Raw genomic sequence first — 21,065 nt, 5'->3', positions numbered from 1 at the left:
CGGCACGTCGGCACAGCACGTCAGCACGGTTCGTCCGCACGTCTCTCCCGCACTCTCCTCCCCTTACCGCGAGGTGCAGATGAGCACGACCCAGACCCGGCAGCCCTCCCGAGGCGAACGTCCCGACGACACGGGTGCGTTCGCGTGGCTGCGCGCCCTCGGACCGCGCGGCAGACGCGCGTTCGCCGGCGCCTTCGGCGGATACGCCCTCGACTCGTACGACTTCTTCACGCTGCCGCTGTCCATGGTGGCCATCGCCGCCTACTTCCAGCTGGACAAGGGCCAGACCGGTCTCCTCACCACCGTCACCCTGGTGGTCTCCGCCGTCGGCGGCGCGCTGGCCGGCGTCCTCGCCGACCGCGTCGGCCGGGTGAAGGCGCTCCTGGTCACCGTGATCACCTACGCGCTCTTCACCGTCCTGTGCGGCTTCGCGCCCGACTACGAGACGCTGATGGTCTTCCGCGCGCTCCAGGGCCTCGGGTTCGGCGGCGAGTGGGCGGTCGGCGCCATCCTGGTCGCCGAGTACGCCTCCGCGCGGCACCGGGGCCGCACCCTGGGCGGCGTCCAGAGCGCGTGGGCGGCCGGCTGGGCGCTCGCCGTGATCGTCTACACACTGGTCTTCCGGTTCGTCGACGCCGACACCGCCTGGCGGGTCATGTTCTGGACCGGCGCCCTGCCCGCCCTCCTCGTGGTCTACGTACGGCGCCACGTCGAGGACGCCCCGCAGGCGGCCGAGGCGCGCCGCGCCGGTGCCGGCCGGGGGTCCTTCACCGCCGTCTTCAAGCGCCCCCTGCTCGGCACCACCCTCTTCGCGGTGCTCCTGTCGACGGGCGTCCAGGGCGGCTACTACACGCTCGCCACCTGGGTGCCGACCTTCCTGAAGACCGAGCGCGGACTCACCGTCGTGGGCACCGGCGGCTATCTGGCCTTCCTCATCTCCGGGGCCTTCACCGGCTATCTGACCGGCGGCTACCTCACCGACCGGCTCGGCCGGAAGAGGAACATCGCGCTCTTCGCGGTGCTGTCCGCGCTCGCCGTGCTCGCCTACACGCACATCGCGGCCGGGGCGAACACCCTCCTTCTGGTGCTCGGTTTCCCGCTCGGCTTCTGCATGTCGGCCATCTTCAGCGGCTTCGGCTCCTTCCTCGCCGAGCTCTACCCGACCCCGGTCCGCGGCACCGGCCAGGGCCTCACGTACAACACCGGCCGGGCGGTCGGCGCGCTCTTCCCCGCCCTGGTCGGCTTCCTCGCCGAGAGCTGGGGCGTGGGCGGGGCGCTCGTCTTCGGCGCGGTGGGCTACGGGCTGGCCGTCCTCGCCCTGCTCGGCCTGCCCGAGACCCGGGGGAGGGAACTCGTATGACCCGCACCGACGTTCCCGATCCGCGTACCGCCCGCGCGCGGGCCCGGGCCGGGGCCACCGGGCCCACGGCCGGCTGGGCACCGGGCCACGCGCAGGCCAACCTCATCGCGGTGCCCGCGGACTGGGCGTACGACGTGCTGCTCTTCTGCACCCGCAATCCGCGCCCCTGCCCCGTCCTCGACGTCACCGACGCCGGCTCCTGGCGGACCAGGCTCGCGCCGGACGCCGACCTGCGCACCGACATCCCTCGCTACCGGGTGTGGGAGCACGGGCGGCTCGTCGACGAGCCCTCCGAGGTGACCTCGTACTGGCGCGAGGACCTGGTGTCGTTCCTGATCGGCTGCAGCTTCACCTTCGAGGGGGCGCTGGCCGAGGCGGGGGTGCCGCTGCGCCATGTCGAGCAGGGCCGGAACGTGTCGATGTACGTGACCGACCGCGCCTGCCGGCCCGCCGGGCGGCTGCACGGGCCGATGGTCGTGTCGATGCGCCCGGTCCCGGCCGCCCTGGTCCCCGCCGCGCGGCGGATCAGCGGGCTGCTGCCCGCGGTGCACGGCGCGCCGGTGCACGAGGGCGATCCGGCCGGACTCGGGATCCGGGACCTGTCCCGGCCCGACTTCGGGGACCCGGTGGTCGCCGAGCCCGGGGACGTGCCGGTCTTCTGGGCCTGCGGGGTCACCCCGCAGGCGGCGGTGACGGCCTCGCGGCCGCCGTTCGCCCTCACCCACGCCCCCGGCCGGATGCTCGTGACCGACGTACCGGACGCGGAGTACCGCGTCGGGGCCTGAACGGGGGCGCGCGCGTTCCCGAGCTCTTCTGCGCACGGAAGGAAGGAAACCCTCCATGACCCGGGTCTCGATCGACCTCAACGCCGATCTCGGCGAGGGCTTCGGCCGCTGGACGCTGACCGACGACGAGCAGCTGCTCTCGGTGGTCACCAGCGCCAACGTGGCCTGCGGCTTCCATGCCGGGGACGCGGCGACCATGCGGCGCGTCTGCGAGCTGGCGGCGGCCCGCGGGGTGCGGATCGGGGCGCAGGTCTCCTACCGGGACCTCGCGGGCTTCGGCCGGCGCGCCATGGACGTGCCGGCGGCGGAGCTGGCGGCCGAGGTCGCCTACCAGATCGGTGCCCTCGAGGTGTTCGCGCGGGCGGCCGGCGCGCGCGTGGCGTACGTCAAGCCGCACGGCGCGCTCTACAACCGGGTGGTCCACGACGAGGAGCAGGCCGCCGCGGTCGTCGAGGGGGTGCGGCTCGCCTCGGCGGAGCTGCCGGTGCTCGGGCTGCCGGGCTCGCGGCTGCACGAGGCCGCCAGGAAGGCCGGACTGCCCGTGGTCGGCGAGGCGTTCGGCGACCGGGCCTACCGCCGGGACGGCACCCTGCTGCCCCGCGGGCAGGAGGGTGCCGTGGTGAGCGACCCGGGCGAGGTCGTCGAACGGTCCCTGTCCCTGGCCCGGTTCGGCGTGGTCACCGCGCACTGCGGACGCACGGTCGCGGTCCGGGCGCGCTCGCTGTGCCTGCACGGGGACACCCCCGGCGCGGTGGGGCTCGCCCGGCGGGTGCGGGAGCGGCTGGAGTCCTCCGGGGTGCGGGTGGAGGCGTTCGCATGAGGGCGCGCAAGGTCTACCGGGTCGGCGACCGGGGGCTGCTGGTCGAGCTGGTGAGCGGGGAGGCGACGGAGGCCTTCCACGCCGAGCTGCTGCGGCGGCGGGAGGCGGGCGCGCTGCCCGCCGTGCGGGAGATCGTGCCGGCGGCACGGACCGTGCTCCTCGAAGGGGTGGCGGCGCCGGACCGGCTCGCGGCCGAGCTGCGCGATTGGGACGTGCCCGCGCGGTGCGCGCCCGAGGGGGCGGCGGTGACGGTGCCGGTGCGGTACGACGGGCCGGACCTGGCCGATGTGGCCGCCCTGTGGGGGGTGTCCGTGGAGGCGGCGGTGCGGATCCACGCGGAGACCGTGTTCCGGGTCGCGTTCTGCGGGTTCGCTCCGGGCTTCGGCTATCTGACGGGGCTGGGTCCGCGCTACGAGGTGCCGCGCAGGGACACTCCGCGGACGGTGGTGCCGGCCGGTTCGGTGGCGCTCGCGGGGCCGTACACGGGGGTGTATCCGCGCTCCTCGCCGGGCGGCTGGCAGCTGATCGGCACCACCGACGCGGTGCTCTGGGACACCGCGCGGGAGCCGGCCGCCCTGCTCTCCCCCGGTGCCCGGGTGCGCTTCACGGTGGCGGGCCGATGACCGATCGGGCCGTGGCCGTCGTACGGGCCGGGGCGCTGACCACCGTGCAGGACCTGGGCCGGGCGGGGTACGCCCACCTGGGCGTGCCGCGTTCGGGGGCGTTGGATCCGGGCGCGGTCCGGCTCGTCAACCGGCTGCTCGGCAACGCGGAGGGCGCGGCCGTCCTGGAGACCACGGTCACCGGGTGCGCGCTGCGGCCGCGGTGCGCGGTGACCGTGGCGGTGGGCGGGGCGCCGTGCCCGGTGACCGTGGACGGCCGGCCCGCCGCCTGGGGCACGCCCGTACGGGTCGGTGCGGGGCAGCTCCTCCAGGTGGGGGCGGCCGTGCGCGGGCTGCGCTCGTACGTGGGGTTCGGCGGCGGAGTCGACGTCGACCCGGTGCTCGGCAGCCGCTCCACCGACCTGCTGTCCGGACTCGGCCCGGCGCCGCTGGCGGACGGGGAGGTGCTGCCGCTGGGAGCGGAGGCGGCCGTACGGGGGTCGGTCGACGCTCCCCCCTGGCCGGGCCCGCCGGACGAACTCGTCCTGCGGGTCCGGCTCGGTCCGCGCGAGGACTGGTTCACGCCCGGCGCGCTGCGGGCGCTCGCCACCCGCGCGTGGCGGGTGTCCGCGTCGAGCAACCGGATCGGACTGCGCACGGAGGGGCCCGCCCTGGAGCGGGCGGTCACGGGGGAGCTGGCCAGTGAGGGCATGTCCCTGGGGGCGGTGCAGGTCCCGCCGGACGGGCGGCCGGTGGTGTTCCTCGCGGACCATCCGACGACGGGCGGCTATCCGGTGGTGGCCGTGGTCCGGGAGGCGGATCTGGCGGCGGCGGCGCAGGCGGTGCCGGGGACGGCGGTCCGCTTCGTGCCGTACCGGTGACGACGGCCGAAACCGCTGTGCCGGCCGTAGAGGCGGGAAATGTTGTGCCGGCCGTAGAGGCGGGAATCGCTGTGAACTCCGTTCACAGGGGCGGCGGTCCGTAGCCTCCGCCTCCCGGTGTACGGACGACGAGGACGTCGTCGGGGCCGACCTCGGTGGTGTCGACGCCGTCGAGGCGGTCCACGGTGCCGTCGGCGCGCTCGACCGAGTTGACGCCGAGGGCGCCGGGCTCGCCACCCGCCATGCCGTACGGCGGGACGCGGCGGTGGCCGGTCAGCAGGGTGACCGTCATGGGCTCCAGGAAGCGGATGCGGCGCTCCACGCCGTCGCCGCCGCGGGTGCGGCCGCGGCCGCCGCTGCCCTCGCGGACGGCGAAGGCGTCGACCCTGACCGGGTGGCGCCACTCCAGGATCTCGGGGTCGGTGAGCCGGGAGTTGGTCATGTGGGTCTGGACGGCGTCGGCTCCGTCGAAGTCCTCCCCGGCGCCGGAGCCGCTGGCGACCGTCTCGTAGTACTGCACGCGGTCGTTGCCGAAGGTGACGTTGTTCATGGTGCCGGAGCCCTCCGCCTGCACGCGGAGGGCCGCGTAGAGGGCGCCCGTGACGGCCTGGGAGGTCTCCACGTTCCCGGCGACGGTGGCGGCGGGGTGGGTGGGGGCGAGCATCGAGCCGGCCGGCACGCGCACGTCGAGCGGCTCCAGGCAGCCGCTGTTGAGCGGGATGTCGTCGTCGACGAGCGTGCGGAAGACGTAGAGGACGGCGGCCATGACCACGGAGGTGGGGGCGTTGGCGTTGCCGGGCTGCTGGGGCGAGGTGCCCGTGAAGTCGACGACGGCGCCGCGGTGTTCGCGGTCGACGCGGACGGCGACCTGGACGACGGCGCCGGCATCGGTCTCGTAGCGGAAGCTTCCGTCGTTCAGCCGGGCGACGATCCGGCGGACCGACTCCTCGGCGTTGGCGCGGACGTGCCGCATGTACGCGTGGACGACGTCGAGGCCGTACGTGTCGACCGTCTTGCGGAGTTCCTCGATGCCCTTCTCGTTGGCGGCGATCTGGGCGCGCAGGTCGGCGAGGTTGGTGTCCGGGTCGCGCGAGGGATGGCGGGCGCCCGTGAGCAGGGCGCGGGTCTCGGCCTCGCGCAGTCTCCCGTCGCGGACGAGCAGCCAGTTGTCGAAGAGGACGCCCTCCTCGTCGACGGTGCGGCTGAACGCCGGCATGGAACCGGGGGTGATGCCGCCGATCTCGGCGTGGTGGCCCCGGGAGGCGACGAGGAAACGCAGAACGGTCCCGGCGGCGTCGAAGACGGGCGTGACGACGGTGACGTCGGGCAGATGGGTGCCGCCGTGGTACGGGTCGTTGATCGCGTAGACGTCGCCGGGGCGCAGGGAGTCGCGGTTGCGGCGCAGCACCTCCTTGATGGACTCGCCCATCGAGCCGAGGTGGACCGGGATGTGGGGCGCGTTGGCGATGAGGTTGCCCTCGGGATCGAAGAGGGCGCAGGAGAAGTCGAGCCGCTCCTTGATGTTGACGGAGTGGGCGGTGTTCTCCAGGCGGACGCCCATCTGCTCGGCGATCGCCATGAAGTGGTTGTTGAAGACCTCCAGGAGGACGGGGTCGACGTCGGTTCCGACGGCCGTGCGCGCGGGGCGCGGGGTGACGCGGCGCAGCAGGAGGTGGCCGCCGTCGGCGGCGGTGGCGCACCAGCCGGCGTCGACGACCGTGGTGGCGTCGGCCTCGGCGAGGATCGCGGGGCCGGTGACGCCGTCACCGGGGCGCAGATCCGCGCGGCGGTACAGCGGAGTGGGGGTGAGCTGTCCCCCGCTGTAGGTGCGGACCGTGACGCGCGGGGCGGGCCGCCCTGCCGCGGAGGCCTCCGCGGAGGCCCGTTCCGAAGGTCGTTCCGATGCCCCTCCGGAGGGCCGTTCCGCTGGTCGTTCCGATGCCCCTCCGGAGGCCCGTTCCGCAGGTCGTTCCGATGCCCCTCCGGAGGCCCGTTCCGCAGGTCGTTCCGATGCCCCTCCGGGGCCCCGTTCCGAGGCAGCTCGTCCGGGGGCCCCTCCGGGGGGTGCCTGTCTGCCTTCCTCGGGGACGACGACGGGCCCGTGGGGGCCCGCGGTGCCGATGGCCTCCACGGAGACGGCCTCGACGACGACCGGCTTGTCCATCGTGAAGGCGTAGCGCAGCCGGTGGGCCGCTGTGAACGCGGTTTTCATCGTTTCCGCGGGAGCGAGGGGCACTTGGAGGCTCGCGTCGGTGCCGGCGTACCGCAGCAGGACACGCGCGCGGGTGGTGATCGCGCTGTCCGGCACTCCGTCGTCCCGCAGTTCGGCGCGAGTGCGTTCGGCGAGCGCGGCGCAGAGCGCGCTGACGCGGTCGGGCGTCCCGGGGGCGTCGAGTTCGGCCTCGACGGACTGCTCGCGCATGGCGGTGGCGTCGGCCAGGCCGATGCCGTACGCGGAGAGGACACCGGCCAGCGGCGGCACGAGGACGGTGTCGATGCCGAGTGCGTCGGCGACGGCACAGGCGTGCTGGCCGCCGGCGCCGCCGAAGCTCGTGAGGGCGTAGCGGGTCACGTCGTGCCCGCGCTGGACGGAGATCTTCCTGACGGCGTTGGCCATGTTCAGCACGGCGATCTCCAGGAAGCCGGCGGCCACCTCCTCGGCGGTGCGGCCACCCCCCACCTCGGCGGCGAGGGCGGTGAACCGCTCGCGCACGACGTCGGCGTCGAGCGGCTGGTCCCCGTCCGCGCCGAACACGGCCGGGAAGTGGTCCGGCTGGATCCGGCCGAGCATCACGTTGGCGTCGGTCACCGTCAGCGGGCCGCCGCGGCGGTAGCAGGCGGGGCCGGGCACGGCGCCCGCTGAGTCCGGGCCCACGCGGTAGCGCCGCCCGTCGTAGTGGAGGACGGAGCCGCCGCCGGCCGCGACGGTGTGGATGCTCATCATCGGGGCGCGCATCCGGACGCCCGCCACCTGGGTGCCGAGTTCCCGCTCGAACTCGCCCGCGTAGTGCGAGACGTCGGTGGAGGTACCGCCCATGTCGAAGCCGATGACCCGGTCGAGTCCGACCTGCGCCGAGGTGCGGGCCATGCCGACGACGCCGCCGGCCGGCCCCGACAGGACGGCGTCCTTGCCGCGGAAGTGGGCGGCCTCGCGCAGGCCCCCGTTGGACTGCATGAACATCAGGCGGATCCCGGCGAGTTCGCGGGCGACCTCGTCGACGTACCGGCGCAGGATCGGCGAGAGGTAGGCGTCGACCACGGTGGTGTCCCCGCGCGGGACGAGCTTGATGAGCGGGCTGACCTCGTGGGAGCAGCTGACCTGGGTGAACCCGGCCTCGCGGGCGAGGTCGGCGACGCGGGTCTCGTGCTCGGTGTACCTGTAGCCGTGCAGGAGGACGACGGCGGCGGAGCGCAGTCCCGCGCGGTGGGCGGCGGCGAGCTCCGCGCGGACGGTGTCCTCGTCGAGCGGGCTGACGAGCCCGCCGCGGGCGTCGACCCGCTCGGGCACCTCGATCACCCGCGCGTACACCGCCTCGGGCAGCACGATGTGGCGGTCGAAGAGGCGGGGGCGGTTCTGGTAGGCGATGCGCAGGGCGTCGCGGAAGCCGGCCGTGACCAGCAGGACGGTGGGCTCGCCGCGCCGCTCCAGGAGGGCGTTGGTGGCGACCGTGGTGCCCATCTTGACGACGTCGATCCGGTCGGCGGGCACGGGCTCGTCCGGGCCGAGGCCGAGGAGCAGCCGGATGCCTGCGACGGCGGCGTCGTGGTTGCGGGCCGGGTCGTGCGAGAGCAGCTTGCGGGTGACGATCCGGCCGTCCGGTCGCCGGCCCACGACATCGGTGAAGGTGCCGCCCCGGTCGATCCAGAACTCCCAGCGTCCGGTCATGTCCTCATTGTGGCGGGCGGGGGCCGTCCGGGGCGCTCAGCAGCAGGCCGAGCGAGGCGGTCAGGTCCCGCTCCGCGCGGGCGTCGAGCACGGCGCGGGTCCCGGTGGCCGCGTGGCGCAGTTCGGCGGCGGCCAGCAGGAGCAGCTGGGGCAGCAGGTCGTGGCAGCGGCGCAGCACCCAGGCGGTCCCGGCGGTGGCGAGCCAGAGCGCCGCGTCCCCGCGGCCGGGCGGCGCCTGTTCGGGCTCGGGCGAGGGCGCCGGTCCGTCGGCGAGGCCGCGGGCGTGCAGGAGCCGGTGGAAGGCGGCGGCGATGGCGCGGTGGCCGCGTTCGCCCGGGTGCAGCCGGTCGGCGCTCCACAGGGAACGGTCCGCGGTCCACGCGGGGGCGTCCAGGTGCAGGTGGACGGCGTCGTAGCGGGCGGAGAGGGCGTGGACGACGCCGTTCACGGAACGCTGGCGCCGGGCCAGCGGGCGGGCGAGCGGAGCGGGCAGCCCCAGCATCAGGCCGGGATCGGGCAGGCAGGCGGTGAGCAGGACGGCTCCGGCGGCGGTCAGCTCGGCGCAGACCCGGTCCAGGCGGCGGGCGAGGTGCCCGATGTCGAAGGTGCGGCGCAGGGTGTCGTTGACGCCGACGACGACGGACGCGAGCTGCGGCCGCAGGGTGAGCGCGGCGGGCAGCTGCCGCTCGGCGACCTCGCGGCTCTGCGCTCCGCTCTCGGCGAGGTTCGTGAACGCGGTGGCGCCGGCATCGGCCCCGAGCCCTTCGGCGAGCAGCGCGGCCCAGCCCCGCCACCGGCCGTCGACCCGGTCGCCGACGCCCTCGCTGAGGGAGTCCCCGAGGACGACGAATCGGACGGGCCCCCGCGCGGGGGCGCCTCCGGGCGCGGGCGCCGGCCCGGGGTCCGTGCCCGAGCGGGGCACCGGTCCGGGGTCCGTGCCCGCGAGCGCGGTCATCTCGGCGCCCCCTGCCGCGCGGCGACGTCGTGTGCGGCCAGGAAGGCGGCGGTGGCGCGCTCCCAGGAGAACAGCTCCGCGCGGGCGCGGGCCGCCGCGCGCCGCGACGCCTCGGGCTGGGCGAGCACCGTGCGCACCGCGCGGGCGAAGGCGGCGGGGTCGTCGGCGGCACAGGCGCCGGCGTCGGCGACGACCTCCGGCAGCGCGGAGGAGGCGCTGCAGACGACGGGGGTGCCGCAGGCGAGGGCTTCGAGGGCCGCGAGCCCGAAGGTCTCGGCGGGGCCGGGGGCCAGACAGAGGTCCGCCGAGGCCTGCAGGTCGGCAAGGGCCTCGGGGTCGGCGACATGGCCGAGGAAGCGCACGGGGAGGCGCGCTTGACCGGCACGGCGCTCCAGGGCGGGGCGCAGGGGACCGTCGCCCGCGACGACGAGGGCGGCGCGGACCCCCCGGGCGCGCAGGACGGCGAGGGTGTCGAGGGCCGCGCCGGGACGCTTCTCGACGGAGAGCCGGGAGCACAGGGCGAGCAGCACCCGTTCGCCGTCGGCGTGCCGGGCCCGCAGCACGGTGCTGCGGCGGCCGGGCCGGCAGCGGTCCAGGTCCACGCCGAGCGGGGCACGGACGACGTTGCGTGCCCCGATCCGTACGAACTCCCGCTCGGCCCACTCCGTGGTGCACACGATCCGGGAGTAGGCCCACGCGGTGCGGCGGTTGAGCCGGTCGGCCGCGCGGGCGGCGGCCGCCTCGGGGACGCCCCAGGTGCGGAGCACCCCGTCGGCCGTCTCGTGGGAGACCATGACGGACGGCACCCTGGCCCGGCGTGCCCACTCCCCGGTCCAGCGCAGGGTGGTCCGGTCGGATACCTCCAGACGGTCGGGGGCGAGCGCGTCCAGGAGCCGGCGCAGTCGGCGCCGGTCGACGAGCACCCGGTAGCCGCCGGTGCCGGGGACGACGGGCCCGGGCAGGGTGATCACCCGGCCCTGCGCGGTCTCGTGGTCGCTCGCCACGTCGCCCGGGACGACGAGGACGGGTGAGTGCCCGGCGGCGCGGTAGCCGCGTCCCAGCTGGTCCAGGGCGGTGCGCAGGCCGCCCGATGTGGGGGTGACGAAGTTGGCGAGCCGGACGATCCGCAGCGGCCGCCCCGGGTCGAGGGGACGGCCGCCCTCCGCGCGGGCGCCCCGTACCGTCCCGCTCACGCCGCCACCGCCGTGCGCTCCCGCAGCACCTCGCGGTAGTGGCCGATCAGCTCGTCGCCGACGGCCGCCCAGGTGCGCCCCTCGACGGCGGCCCGACCGGCTCTGCCGTACACGGCGCGCAGGGCGGGTGCGGCGGCGAACGCGGCGACGGCCTCGCGCAGCGCCCCGGGGTCCTCGGGCGGGACGAGCAGTCCGGTGCGGCGGTGGTCGACGAGGTCGAGGGGGCCGCCGGCGGCGGGTGCGACCACGGGGACACCGGCGGCCATGGCCTCCTGGACGGTCTGGCAGAAGGTCTCGTACGGGCCGGTGTGGGCGAACACGTCGAGCGAGGCGAAGATCCGGGCCAGGTCGGCGCCGGTGCGGCGGCCGAGGAAGACGGCGCCGGGCAGCGCGGCCCGCAGGCCCGGCTCGCTGGGCCCGTCGCCGACGATCACGACCCGGACGCCGGGCAGCCCGCAGACCCCGGCGAGGAGGTCGACGCGCTTCTCGGGGGCGAGGCGTCCGACGTAGCCGACGAGCGTCTCGCCGGCGGGCGCGAGGGAACGCCGCAGGTCCTCGTCGCGCAGCCCGGGCCGGAAGCGCCCGGTGTCGACCCCGCGCCGCCACAGGCGTATCCGGCCGATCCCGTGCGCCTCCAGGTCCCGTACGGCGGCGGTGGACGGCGCGAGGGTGCGGTCGGCGGCGCCGTGCACCGCGCGGAGCCGGCGCCAGGCGGCGGCCTCGCCCGTGCCCACGTAGGTGCGGGCGTATCCGGCGAGGTCGGTCTGGTAGACGGCGACGGCGGGCAGTCCGAGCCGGGCCGCGGCCGTCATGCCCCGCGCGCCGAGGACGAAGGGGCCGGCCAGGTGGACGATCTCGGCTCGGTGCGCGGCGAGCGCGGCGGCGACCCGGCGGCTGGGGAGGGCGACCCGTACCTGCGGATAGCCGGGCAGCGGCAGCGAGGGTACGCGGACGACGGGGCAGGGCGCGTCGGCGTCCGGGCCCGTGGCCGCGAGGGCGCCGGTGAGGGCGGGGGCGACGACGAGGGGGTCGTGGCCGCGGCGGACGAGGTGGAGCGCGGTCTGCTGGGCGCAGTGCGCCACACCGTTGACGTCGGGCGGGAAGGACTCGGTGACGATGACGACACGCATACGGGAGTTGTCGTCCCGCTCGGCGTGTCCCCGTCAAAGTGGATCTGGACGGGCGGGGAACGTCCCATGAGCGTTTGCCCCGGGCGCCGCCAAGAGCGACGGGGGTGGCCGTTTCGGCCACCCCCGTGCGGAGGGCGCTCAGACCAGCCCCGCGCGTACGGAGGGCGCTCAGGCCCGCCCGGCGGGTATGGCGGCGGCGCTCAGACCCGCCCCGCGCGTACCGCGGCGCTCAAACCCGCCCCGCGCGTATGGCGGCGGCGCTCAGACCTGCAGGTCGAGATCGGGACCTATCCGGTTGCGCACCGCCGTCTGGACCTCGGCCTCCTCGGCGGGGTCGGCGGCGAGCCTGCGCAGGCGCTCGGCGACCCGGGCATCGGCCGTCTCCGCGTGGAGGGCGGCGAGCTCGCGGGTGGTCTCCTCGCAGTCCCACAGGCACTCGACGGCGAAGCCGTTCGCGAAGGTGGGGTCGGTGGCGGCGAGGGCACGGGCGGTGCGGCCGCGCAGCTGGGAGGAGGCCGTCTCGCGGTAGACGTGGCGCAGCACGGGGGCCGCGCAGCCGATGCCGAGCCGGCCGGCGCCGTCGACCAGGGGGTAGAGGGCGGCCGCGTCGGGGCCCTGGGAGCGCACGGTCTCGCGGAGGGCGCCGAGGACGAGGGGGGAGTCCTGGGTGCCACCGCGGAAGGCGAGCATGCCGGCCGCGGCCGCGCCGAGCGCGTCGGGGCGGTGGATCCAGCCGCGGGCGCGGTCGACGGCGGCTTCGCCGCACATCCGCTCGAAGGCGGCGACGGCCGCGTCGGCGACGGTGCGGGAGGCCCCGCCGGCGGCGAGCTCGACGAGGTCGAGGACGGCGGGGTCCCGGGCCTCGGCGAGATAGTGCAGTGCGGCGCAGCGGGCGCCGTCGGGGCCGCTGCGGGCAGTGGCGAGGATCAGCTCGCGGTCCTCGGGACCGGCGACGGCGACGAGGCAGCGGGCGGCGGGCCCGTGCAGTTCGGCGCCGCGCTCCAGGCCCTCCTGGGCCCAGTCGAGGACAGCCTGGACGCTCCAGCCGGGGCGCGGCCCGGTGGGGCGGAGCTGGCGCTGCCAGCGGTCGAAGGAGCCCTGTTCGCCCGCGGCCTTGATCCGGGCGCCGACGGAGGGCCGCGGATCCTCGGCCCACAGGCGCCAGGGCCGCGGTTCGAAGGCGTCGCGGACGGTGGCCGCGAGCGCGGCCTCGCCCTCGGCGTCGGCCGGGAAGCGGGCGAGCACGGGCAGGGCGAGGGAGCGCAGGCCGGCGTCGTCGTCGCGCAGCGCGAGCTCGTCCAGGGCCCAGGCCCAGTTGGTCCCGGCGGCGGCGTAGCGCCGCAGGAGCAGCAGGGCGTCCCGGCGCCCGTAGGAGGCGAGGTGCCCCAGGACGGCGAGCGCGAGCCCGGTCCTGCCCTCTTCCGTGTCGAGGTGGTCCTCGGCACCGAAGAGGTGCGCCTCGATCTCCTCCAGACCTCCGTGGAGGTCGAGATAGAGACGTGCGTAGTAGAGGGAGCGGTTCTCGACCTGCCAGTCATGGCGGGGGTCCTCGAGAACACAGCTGTTGAGGGCCGCGAGGGCCTCGGCACGTGGCGCGGCGAGCGCGTGCAGGGTGCCGTCGCCGCGGCCCCTCTGCAACAGGCCGAGCAGGGTGCCGCTCGGCGCTATGACTGGATCGAACATGGAAGACGCCTCACATCAAGCTGTCGACACGACCGGGGGGAATCCCGGGATGACCCGGGGCAGGCTGATCGCCTAGGCCGTGCGGCAACATGTCGGGCCGCCCGTCGTCCTGCGCTTGCCAGTGACCATCTTCCTCTGCCTCTCGTCGGTGGCCCCCTGCGGGCCCGTCGTCATGATGACCCACCCATTTCGCCACCGCGACCACATTTACGACGCTGCTCTCACCTGGGGTTCAGCCCGTGTTCACCGGATGCCGAAGAGTTCCAGGAGCTCGGTCTTCTGGAACATCCGAGCGGTGTCCACGGCGGACGGAGTCCCGGCTTCCGGATTCGCCCCGCCGGCCAGGAGGGCGCGGACGACCGCGTCCTCGCCCTTGAAGACGGCGCCGGCGAGCGGGGTCTGGCCACGGTCGTTGGCGCGGTCGGCGTCGGCGCCGCGGGCGAGGAGGGCGGCGACCGCGTCGGCGTGCCCGTGGTAGGCGGCGAGCATGACGAGGGTGTCGCCCTTGTCGTTGGTGAGGTTCGCCGGGACCCCGGCGTCGAGATAGGCCGCCAGCGCCGCCGCGTCGCCGGCGCGGGCCAGGTCGAAGACCTTGGAAGCCAGCTCGACGACCTCGGGGTCCGGGGTCTCGTTCTCGCTCATCGTGGTGCCTGCCTCTCCTGCTTGACCTGCGCACGGCAAGCGCGGCCGTACGAGTGAATCGACAGGGTACTGCCCGGTCGGCGACATGACCGCGCCTCACCGAGGCAAAGATCACTCGCAGCGCGCTCCCTTTTAGCGCGCTCCGGACTTTTCGCCACCCGAAAGGGAGCCGCCCCTACGCCGGTCAAGTGAAAACGCCAGCAATTCACCCATATGCACCTTTAGTCATATAGATACTTGCCGTGAACTTGGAAGGACTCATCGTGACTGTCCCCTCAACCAGGAGAACACCTCATGATCCTGTCCATTTCAGGCGTCGTCCTGCTCGGCATCATCTGCTTCCTGTTCTTCAAGAAGGACGGCATGAAGGCGTCGCACGCCCTCGTCAGCGCGCTCTTCGGCTTCTATCTGGCAGGCACCGCCATCGCCCCGAGCATCACCGCGGGCGGCCAGAGCCTCGCCAGCCTTCTGGGCGGGATCAAGTTCTGACGTCCCCCAGCCAATCCCACCACTCCAGGAGTACGACGTGGCCCGGCGACCACTCCCCCGCATTCTGAGCAGCGGCAGCGCCCAGATCGCTCGCAGTCGAGAGATCGCGCGCACGGCCGCCGACAGCGCCACCGACGTGCTCCATCCGCTGATCACGATCTCCCGTGGTCTGCGGAAGCTGGCCGCGACCGCGCGCGCCAAGTGGGCCGCGACCCCCAAGGAGCGGCGCGGTCCCCTGCTGTTCCTGGTCGCGGCCTGCGTCCTGGTCGTCGCCTTCCTGCCGTACGGCCCGCTGCTCGCGCTCGTCGCGCTCATGGGCGCGGCCGCCTGGCAGGGACGAGAGCGCCCGGTCGTCAAGACCGGGCCCGACGACAACGAGGTCGCCCGGCTCAAGGGCCTCTACGAGGCCCTGGTGCCGTATCTCTCGCTCCCCGAGGACCCGGAGCCGCTCTTCGCCCACGGCGGGGACTGGAGCGCCGCCTTCTCGGACTACGCCTTCGACGACGACGGCCGGCTGAGCCGGCTGAGCATCTCCTACCCCCCGTACTTCACCGACGGCGAGCCCGCCGCCCGCGCGCGCATCGAGCAGCTGCTGCACGCCAAGTCGGGCCGGGGCCGCGAGTACCTCTTCGAGTGGGACGAGGAGGGCAACCGGCTGACGATGCACGTGCTGTCCGCACTCCCCACCACCATCGCCGCCCAGCACTTCGTCACCGTGCCCGGCGAGACCGTGCTCGGCTTCACCGACGCCGACGCCGTACAGCGGACCGTGCCGGTCCGGGCGGCCGACGGCACCGAGGACGCGCCCGCCGTGGTCTGGCGCACCGGCCCCCGCTCCACCGAACCGCACCTGCTGGCCGTCGGACAGCCCGGCAGCGGCACCACCTCGCTGCTGCGCTCGATCGCCCTCCAGGCCCTCCCCCACGGCGATGTGCTGGTCATCGAGGGCGGCGGCACCGGAGAGTTCGCCTGCCTGGTCGGCCGGGCCGGGGTGCTCGCCGTCGAGTGCGGGCTCTCGGGCGCCCTGACGAGCCTGGAATGGGCCGCGCACGAGACCGAGCGCCGGCTGATCGCCGCCAACCGGGCCCGTCAGGCGGGCCACCCGGTGCCCGAGGACACCCGGCGCCCGCTGTGGATCCTGCTCGACCGGCCGAGCGTCCTCGGCCACCTGGCAGCCGCCGACGGCCGCCCCGACCCGCAGGAACTGCTCCAGGTGCCGCTGCGGCACGGCCGCGCAGCCCAGGTCACGGTCGTGGTGGCCGAGCAGTTCGACAGCGTGGAGGCGCTCGCCGAGACGGTACGGACGCACACCAGGGCCCGGATCGTGCTGGGCCCGGCCTCCGCCGAGCAGATCGCCTCGGTCCTGGGCAGCCTGCCGCACACCACGCCGGTCCCCGACATGCCGCCGGGCCGCGGCTACGCCCGCCTCGGTACGGGCCCGGTGCTGCGGCTCCAGGTGCCCGCGACGCCCGACCCGTTCGACGACGCGACCAGCGAGGCACACCGCCAGGCGGTCCTGGAGCTGCTCCCGGAGCGCCAGACGGCCACCACGGCGGCGGTCCAGCCGGCTCCGGGTTCGGCCCCGGACCCCGACGTGGACGCCGACACGGCGCCGACGCTCCGCAAGGGCCCCGGCACCACCGCCCTGCCGTCGCCCGTCCCGGCGGAGGGCTGAGCACCCGGGATCCCTGGCGAAGGGCGCGCCTCGACACGAAGGCCCCCCGCCCGGCCGAGGCCTCCGTTGCGCCGAAGAGGGCGGCCGCACCCGTGCAGGTGCGGCCGCCCTCTCGCGTGTCCCGGCGCCCCGGAGAGCCGGAGAGGTCCTACGCCACGAAGGAGCGCGGCGCCTCGACCCCGGCCCCCGCGCCCGACTCCACCAGGCGGGCGGCGGCGGCCAGGCGGGCGGCGGCCTCCTCGGCCACCGGGCCGCCGACGGTGAACGGGAGCCGGACGTACCCCTCGAAGGCGCCGTCCACCCCGAAGCGCGGTCCCGACGGGACCCGGACGCCGACGCGCTCGCCGACCTCCGCGAGGCGCGAGCCCGACAGGCCGCCGGTGCGCACCCACAGGGTCAAGCCGCCGCGGGGCACCTCGAACTCCCAGTCCGGCAGCTCCCTGCGCACGGCCGTCACCAGGGCGTCGCGGTTCTCGCGGGCCTGGGCCCTGCGCAGACCGACGGCCTCCTCCCAGCCGCCGGTGCGCATCAGCCAGTTCACGCCGAGCTGCTCCAGGACCGGGGTGCCGAGGTCCGCGTAGGCGCGGGCGGCGACGAGGGAGCGGATCACGTCCGGCGAGGCCCGCACCCAGCCGATCCGCATGCCCGCCCAGAACGCCTTGCTCGCCGAGCCGACGGTCAGGACGGTGGCCCCGGCCGGGTCGAAGGCGCAGACCCGCCGCGGCATCGTCAGGTCCTCGTCGAGGAAGAGCTCGGTCATCGTCTCGTCGACCACGAGGACCGTGCCGGCCGAACGCGCCGCCTCGACCAGCTGCCGCCGCTGGTCCTCGTCGGCGAGGGCGCCGGTGGGGTTGTGGAAGTCGGCGACGACATAGGCGAGACGGGGCGCCGCGTCCCGCAGCACCTGGCGCCAGCGGCCCAGGTCCCAGCCGCCGAGCCCCTCGGCCATCGCGACGGGCACGAGCCGGGCCCCCGCCTCCCGCATCAGCTGGAGGATGTTGGCGTACGAGGGGGACTCGACGGCGATCCGCTCGCCGCGGCCGGCGAAGAGGTGGCAGATCGCGTCGATGGCTCCCATGGCGCCGGTGGTGACCATGATCTGCTCGGGCATGGTCGGGATGCCCCGCTCCGTGTACCGGTCGGCGAGCATCTGGCGCAGGGCGGGCAGACCGGCCGGGTAGTCCCCGTGGGTGTGCGCGTACGGCGGCAGCTCCTCCAGGGCGCCCTGGATGGACCGGGTGAGCCAGGGCTCGGGGGCGGGCAGTGCCGCGCAGCCCAGGTCGATCATGGAGCCGAGCGACTCCGGGGGCAGCGGTTCGAGTCCGCGCGCGGGCAGCGGGTTGCCGGCCGGGACCGCCGTCCAGCTTCCGGCGCCGCGCCGGGACTCCAGGAAGCCCTCGGTGCGCAGCGCCTCGTAGGCGGCGGCGACGGTGGTGCGGCTCACGGTCAGGGCGACGGCGAGTTCGCGCTCGGCGGGCAGCCGGGCGGCGACCGGGACGCGGCCCTCCAGGACGAGGAGGCGGATGCCGTCGGCGAGGGCGCGGTAGGCGGGCGGCTTGCGGACGCCGGGCACGGCGGGCCGCGCCTGCTGGGCCTGGAGCTGCCGGGCGAGCTGGGCAGGCCCCACCGCCGAAGTCCACTGGGCCATGGAAATCAGTCCACCTTCCGCGAATTGGCCATGGTTGGCGTATGTACCCCCGCCACAGAGTGTCATGAGCCAGTCCACCACGACCACCCAGGTCACCACTGAGGGGGCAGTCCTGTGTCCATCGCCTCCGGCCTCCGCGGCCGGCATCTGACCCGCCGGCTCGTGCAGCTCTACGCCGGTCTCGCGCTGTACGGGATCAGCTCGGCGCTGCTCGTGCGCGGCGGGCTCGGTCTGGAGCCCTGGGGCGTCCTCCACCAGGGTCTCGCCGAGCGGACCGGTCTGACCATCGGGGTCGTGTCCATCATCGTCGGGGCGATCGTGCTCCTGCTGTGGATCCCGATCCGGCAGCGGCCCGGGCTCGGCACGGTCTCCAACGTCTTCGCCGTCGGCCTCGCGATGGACGGCACCCTCGCCCTGGTCCCGGACATGGACGGCCTGCCCGCCGGGATCGCCCTGATGGTGCTCGGCATCGTGCTCAACGGCGTGGCCACCGGCCTCTACATCGCGGCGCGCCTGGGCCCCGGCCCGCGCGACGGGCTGATGACGGGCCTGCACCGGCTGACCGGGCGCTCGATCCGGCTGGTCCGCACCGCGATCGAGATCGCCGTGGTCGCCAGCGGTTTCGCCCTCGGCGGCTCGGTCGGCGTCGGCACGATCCTGTACGCCCTGTGCATCGGCCCGCTCGCGCAGTTCTTCCTGCGGCGCTTCGCGATTCCGGAGGAGGCGGCCGGATCCGATATCCAGGAGCTCGGATCCAATATCCAGGAGCTCGGATCCAATATCCAGGAGATCGGATCCCGTGGCCAGGAGATCGGATCCCATGGCCAGGGGACGGGATCCCCTACCCGGAAGGTGGGATCCCCCGTCCAGGATTCCGAATCCGATCCGCGGCCCGCCCGATCCGGCCCCGTCACCTCCCCGACGCACTGACACGCCATACTGCGGCGGTGACTCGCGTACGCCACCCCTACCTCGACCACCCGGCTCCCCTCCCCTTCGCCCACCGCGGCGGCACGGCGGACGGTCTGGAGAACACCGCGGCCGCGTTCCGGCGCGCCACGGCGGCCGGCTACCGCTACTTCGAGACCGACGTGCACACGACCGCGGACGGTGTCCTGGTCGCCTTCCACGACTCGACCCTGGACCGGGTGACGGACACCGGTGGCCGGATCGCCGATCTGCCGTGGGCGGCGGTCCGGGAGGCGCGGGTGGCGGGCAAGGAGCCGCTGCCGCTCTTCGAGGAGCTGCTCGAGGAGTTCCCCGAGGCGCGCTGGAACGTGGACCTGAAGGCCGAGTCCGCCCTCGAACCGCTGGTGGACCTGATCTCCCGGACCGACGCCTGGGACCGGATCTGCGTGGGCTCGTTCACGGAGGGCCGGATCGCGCGGGCGCAGCGGCTCGCCGGTCCGCGGCTGGCCACCTCGTACGGGGTGAAGGGGGTCCTCGGCCTGCGGCTGCGGTCGCTGGGCATCCCGGCGGCGCTGCGCGCGGGCGCCGTGGCGGCCCAGGTGCCCGAGCGGCAGGCCGGCCTTCCGGTGGTGGACCGGCGCTTCGTGCGCGAGGCGCACGCCCGCGGGCTCCAGGTCCACGTGTGGACGGTGAACGAGCCGGAGCGGATGCACTCCCTGCTGGACCTTGGCGTGGACGGAATCATGACCGATCATCTGGAGACGCTGCGCGGAGTCCTGACGGACCGCGGACTGTGGGTCTGAGCGCGCGTACCACCACGCGGAACACGGGGAAGAACGAGGGGGCGCGGCCTTGACCGACGTCGACACCACCGGGCAGCCGGACGGCCAGGGCGCCGATCCCGCCGGCCCGGCAGATCCGGCAGATCCGGCCGGCCGGGCCGAGCGCAAGCGGGAGCAGCGAGGCTGGTACTTCTACGACTTCGCCTGCTCGGTGTACTCGACGAGCGTCCTGACGGTGTTCCTGGGGCCGTACCTCACCTCGGTCGCCAAGGCGGCGGCGGACCCGGAGGGGTTCGTGCATCCTCTGGGCGTGCCGGTGCGGGCCGGCTCCCTCTTCGCGTACGCCGTGTCCGCCTCGATCGTCGTCGCGGTGCTCGCGATGCCGCTGGTGGGAGCGGTGGCGGACCGTTCGGGGCGGAAGAAGCCGCTGCTCGCGGCCTCGGCGTACCTGGGCGCGACGGCCACGACCGGGATGTTCTTCCTGGACGGCGAGCGCTATCTGCTGGGGGCCTTCCTGCTGATCGTGGCGAACGCCTCGCTGTCGGTCTCGATGGTGCTCTACAACGCGTATCTGCCGCAGATCGCCGAGCCCGAGGAGCGTGACACGGTCTCCTCGCGGGGCTGGGCCTTCGGCTACACCTCGGGGGCGCTGGTCCTCGTCCTGAACCTGGTCGTGTACTCGGGCCACGACTCCTTCGGCCTCTCGGAGGGGACCGCGGTGCGCATCTGCCTCGCCTCGGCGGGGCTCTGGTGGGGCGCCTTCACCCTGGTGCCGCTGCGGCGGCTGCGCGACCGGGCGATCGAGCGGACCGGCCACGGCGGCGCCGAGGAGGGGGCGGTCGGCAGTGGCTGGAAGCAGCTGAAGGCGACCCTGCGGGACATGCGCCGCCACCCGCTGACGCTCTCGTTCCTGCTCGCGTACCTGATCTACAACGACGGCGTGCAGACGGTCATCTCGCAGGCGTCCGTGTACGGCTCGGAGGAGCTGGGACTCGACCAGACGACGCTGATCACGGCGGTGCTGCTGGTCCAGGTGCTGGCCGTCGCGGGAGCGCTCGGCATGGGCCGGATGGCGCGTTCGTACGGGGCGAAGCGGACGATCCTGGGCTCGCTCGCCGTGTGGACGGCGATCCTGGCGGCGGGATACTTCCTGCCGGCCGACGCGCCCGCGTTCTTCTACTGCCTCGCGGCGGCGATCGGTCTGGTGCTGGGCGGCAGCCAGGCGCTGTCGCGCTCGCTGTTCTCCCATCTGGTGCCGCGCGGCAAGGAGGCGGAGTACTTCTCGGCGTACGAGATGAGCGACCGGGGGCTGAGCTGGTTGGGGCCGTTGGTGTTCGGTCTCGCGTATCAGCTGACCGGAAGCTATCGGGATGCCATCATCTCTCTGGTGATCTTCTTCGGCGTCGGCTTCGTGCTGCTCGCGAGGGTCCCGGTGCGGCGCGCCGTGGCCGCCGCGGGCAACCCCGTACCGGACCGGATTTAGACGCGGAAGTGAAAGGCCGGTAGTGTACGCCTTTGGCCTGCCAGGCGGACCGTTACTGCGTGCTGACTTGGTGAAGACGTTGAGTGACATCTCCTGCCAGATGTGACAAAACGGGCACTGGTGGGTAGAACAAGGGGCGGCA

General features: G+C 74.6%; 16 protein-coding genes and 1 pseudogene. 10 read left to right on the top strand and 7 right to left on the bottom strand.

Annotation, left to right across the window (positions count from 1 at the left end; all coding sequences use genetic code 11):
• Positions 1–79 precede the first annotated feature (79 nt).
• Genes ACH414_RS26130 through ACH414_RS26110 form a run of 5 tightly spaced genes read left to right on the top strand, consistent with a single transcriptional unit; the run spans position 80 to position 4,448 of the window.
• Positions 80–1,360, top strand: a complete 1,281-nt coding sequence (locus tag ACH414_RS26130; protein WP_398943534.1) for an MFS transporter — start codon at positions 80–82, stop codon at positions 1,358–1,360.
• Positions 1,357–2,145 carry a putative hydro-lyase gene (locus tag ACH414_RS26125; RefSeq protein ID WP_386568666.1) on the top strand — a complete coding sequence of 263 codons (789 nt, stop codon included), beginning with the start codon at positions 1,357–1,359 and terminating at the stop codon, positions 2,143–2,145. The genes ACH414_RS26130 and ACH414_RS26125 overlap by 4 nt, the downstream gene beginning before the upstream one ends.
• A gap of 55 nt (positions 2,146–2,200) precedes the next feature.
• On the top strand, positions 2,201–2,965 hold the full coding sequence (locus ACH414_RS26120) for a LamB/YcsF family protein (RefSeq protein WP_386568664.1): 765 nt from the start codon (positions 2,201–2,203) through the stop codon (positions 2,963–2,965).
• Positions 2,962–3,588 carry an allophanate hydrolase subunit 1 gene (locus tag ACH414_RS26115; protein WP_382548083.1) on the top strand — a complete coding sequence of 209 codons (627 nt, stop codon included), beginning with the start codon at positions 2,962–2,964 and terminating at the stop codon, positions 3,586–3,588. Before ACH414_RS26120 ends, ACH414_RS26115 begins: the two co-directional genes overlap by 4 nt.
• A complete protein-coding gene (locus ACH414_RS26110; protein WP_382548085.1) occupies positions 3,585–4,448 on the top strand; it encodes a biotin-dependent carboxyltransferase family protein in 864 nt (287 codons plus the stop codon). Before ACH414_RS26115 ends, ACH414_RS26110 begins: the two co-directional genes overlap by 4 nt.
• An 82-nt stretch (positions 4,449–4,530) precedes the next feature.
• Here the strand turns inward: ACH414_RS26110 and ACH414_RS26105 are convergent, their stop codons facing one another.
• The 6 genes from ACH414_RS26105 to ACH414_RS26080 all read right to left on the bottom strand — a co-directional run bounded on the left by ACH414_RS26105 (position 4,531) and on the right by ACH414_RS26080 (position 13,937).
• Positions 4,531–8,334, bottom strand: a complete 3,804-nt coding sequence (locus ACH414_RS26105; RefSeq protein WP_398943530.1) for a hydantoinase B/oxoprolinase family protein — start codon at positions 8,332–8,334, stop codon at positions 4,531–4,533.
• A gap of 4 nt (positions 8,335–8,338) precedes the next feature.
• Positions 8,339–9,289 (bottom strand): SGNH/GDSL hydrolase family protein, encoded by a 951-nt coding sequence (locus ACH414_RS26100; protein WP_398943528.1) that lies wholly within the window; start codon positions 9,287–9,289, stop codon positions 8,339–8,341.
• Positions 9,286–10,419 (bottom strand): glycosyltransferase, encoded by a 1,134-nt coding sequence (locus ACH414_RS26095; protein WP_398943568.1) that lies wholly within the window; start codon positions 10,417–10,419, stop codon positions 9,286–9,288. Before ACH414_RS26095 ends, ACH414_RS26100 begins: the two co-directional genes overlap by 4 nt.
• Before the next feature lie 59 nt (positions 10,420–10,478).
• Positions 10,479–11,612 (bottom strand): glycosyltransferase family 4 protein, encoded by a 1,134-nt coding sequence (locus ACH414_RS26090; protein ID WP_382548091.1) that lies wholly within the window; start codon positions 11,610–11,612, stop codon positions 10,479–10,481.
• Between the two features lie 261 nt (positions 11,613–11,873).
• Positions 11,874–13,295 carry a HEAT repeat domain-containing protein gene (locus tag ACH414_RS26085; RefSeq protein WP_382548093.1) on the bottom strand — a complete coding sequence of 474 codons (1,422 nt, stop codon included), beginning with the start codon at positions 13,293–13,295 and terminating at the stop codon, positions 11,874–11,876.
• Positions 13,296–13,538: 243 nt separating this feature from the next.
• Positions 13,539–13,937: an ankyrin repeat domain-containing protein gene (locus ACH414_RS26080; protein ID WP_382548095.1), complete on the bottom strand. Its 399-nt coding sequence runs from the start codon at positions 13,935–13,937 to the stop codon at positions 13,539–13,541.
• Positions 13,938–14,231: 294 nt separating this feature from the next.
• Here ACH414_RS26080 and ACH414_RS26075 point away from each other — a divergent pair, with 294 nt between their 5' ends.
• Both ACH414_RS26075 and ACH414_RS26070 read left to right on the top strand, forming a co-directional pair.
• Complete coding sequence (locus ACH414_RS26075) at positions 14,232–14,426, top strand: hypothetical protein (protein ID WP_046907412.1); 195 nt, start codon at positions 14,232–14,234, stop codon at positions 14,424–14,426.
• A gap of 37 nt (positions 14,427–14,463) precedes the next feature.
• Positions 14,464–16,101 carry a hypothetical protein gene (locus ACH414_RS26070; RefSeq protein WP_382548097.1) on the top strand — a complete coding sequence of 546 codons (1,638 nt, stop codon included), beginning with the start codon at positions 14,464–14,466 and terminating at the stop codon, positions 16,099–16,101.
• A gap of 148 nt (positions 16,102–16,249) precedes the next feature.
• Here the strand turns inward: ACH414_RS26070 and ACH414_RS26065 are convergent, their stop codons facing one another.
• Positions 16,250–17,749 carry a PLP-dependent aminotransferase family protein gene (locus ACH414_RS26065; protein ID WP_382548099.1) on the bottom strand — a complete coding sequence of 500 codons (1,500 nt, stop codon included), beginning with the start codon at positions 17,747–17,749 and terminating at the stop codon, positions 16,250–16,252.
• A gap of 114 nt (positions 17,750–17,863) precedes the next feature.
• Between ACH414_RS26065 and ACH414_RS26060 the strand changes: the two are divergent.
• The 3 genes and pseudogenes from ACH414_RS26060 to ACH414_RS26050 all read left to right on the top strand — a co-directional run.
• Positions 17,864–18,484: pseudogene (locus ACH414_RS26060) on the top strand (YitT family protein); the annotation flags it as partial.
• A gap of 212 nt (positions 18,485–18,696) precedes the next feature.
• Entirely contained in the window at positions 18,697–19,461 is a 765-nt protein-coding gene (locus ACH414_RS26055; RefSeq protein WP_382548101.1) for a glycerophosphodiester phosphodiesterase family protein, read from the top strand.
• A gap of 49 nt (positions 19,462–19,510) precedes the next feature.
• A complete protein-coding gene (locus ACH414_RS26050; protein WP_398943525.1) occupies positions 19,511–20,923 on the top strand; it encodes an MFS transporter in 1,413 nt (470 codons plus the stop codon).
• The last annotated feature ends 142 nt before the right edge of the window (positions 20,924–21,065 follow it).

The organism is Streptomyces sp. NPDC020422 (assembly GCF_044386705.1).
Taxonomy (GTDB): domain Bacteria; phylum Actinomycetota; class Actinomycetes; order Streptomycetales; family Streptomycetaceae; genus Streptomyces.
This window is presented reverse-complemented; position numbering and strand designations above follow the sequence as displayed.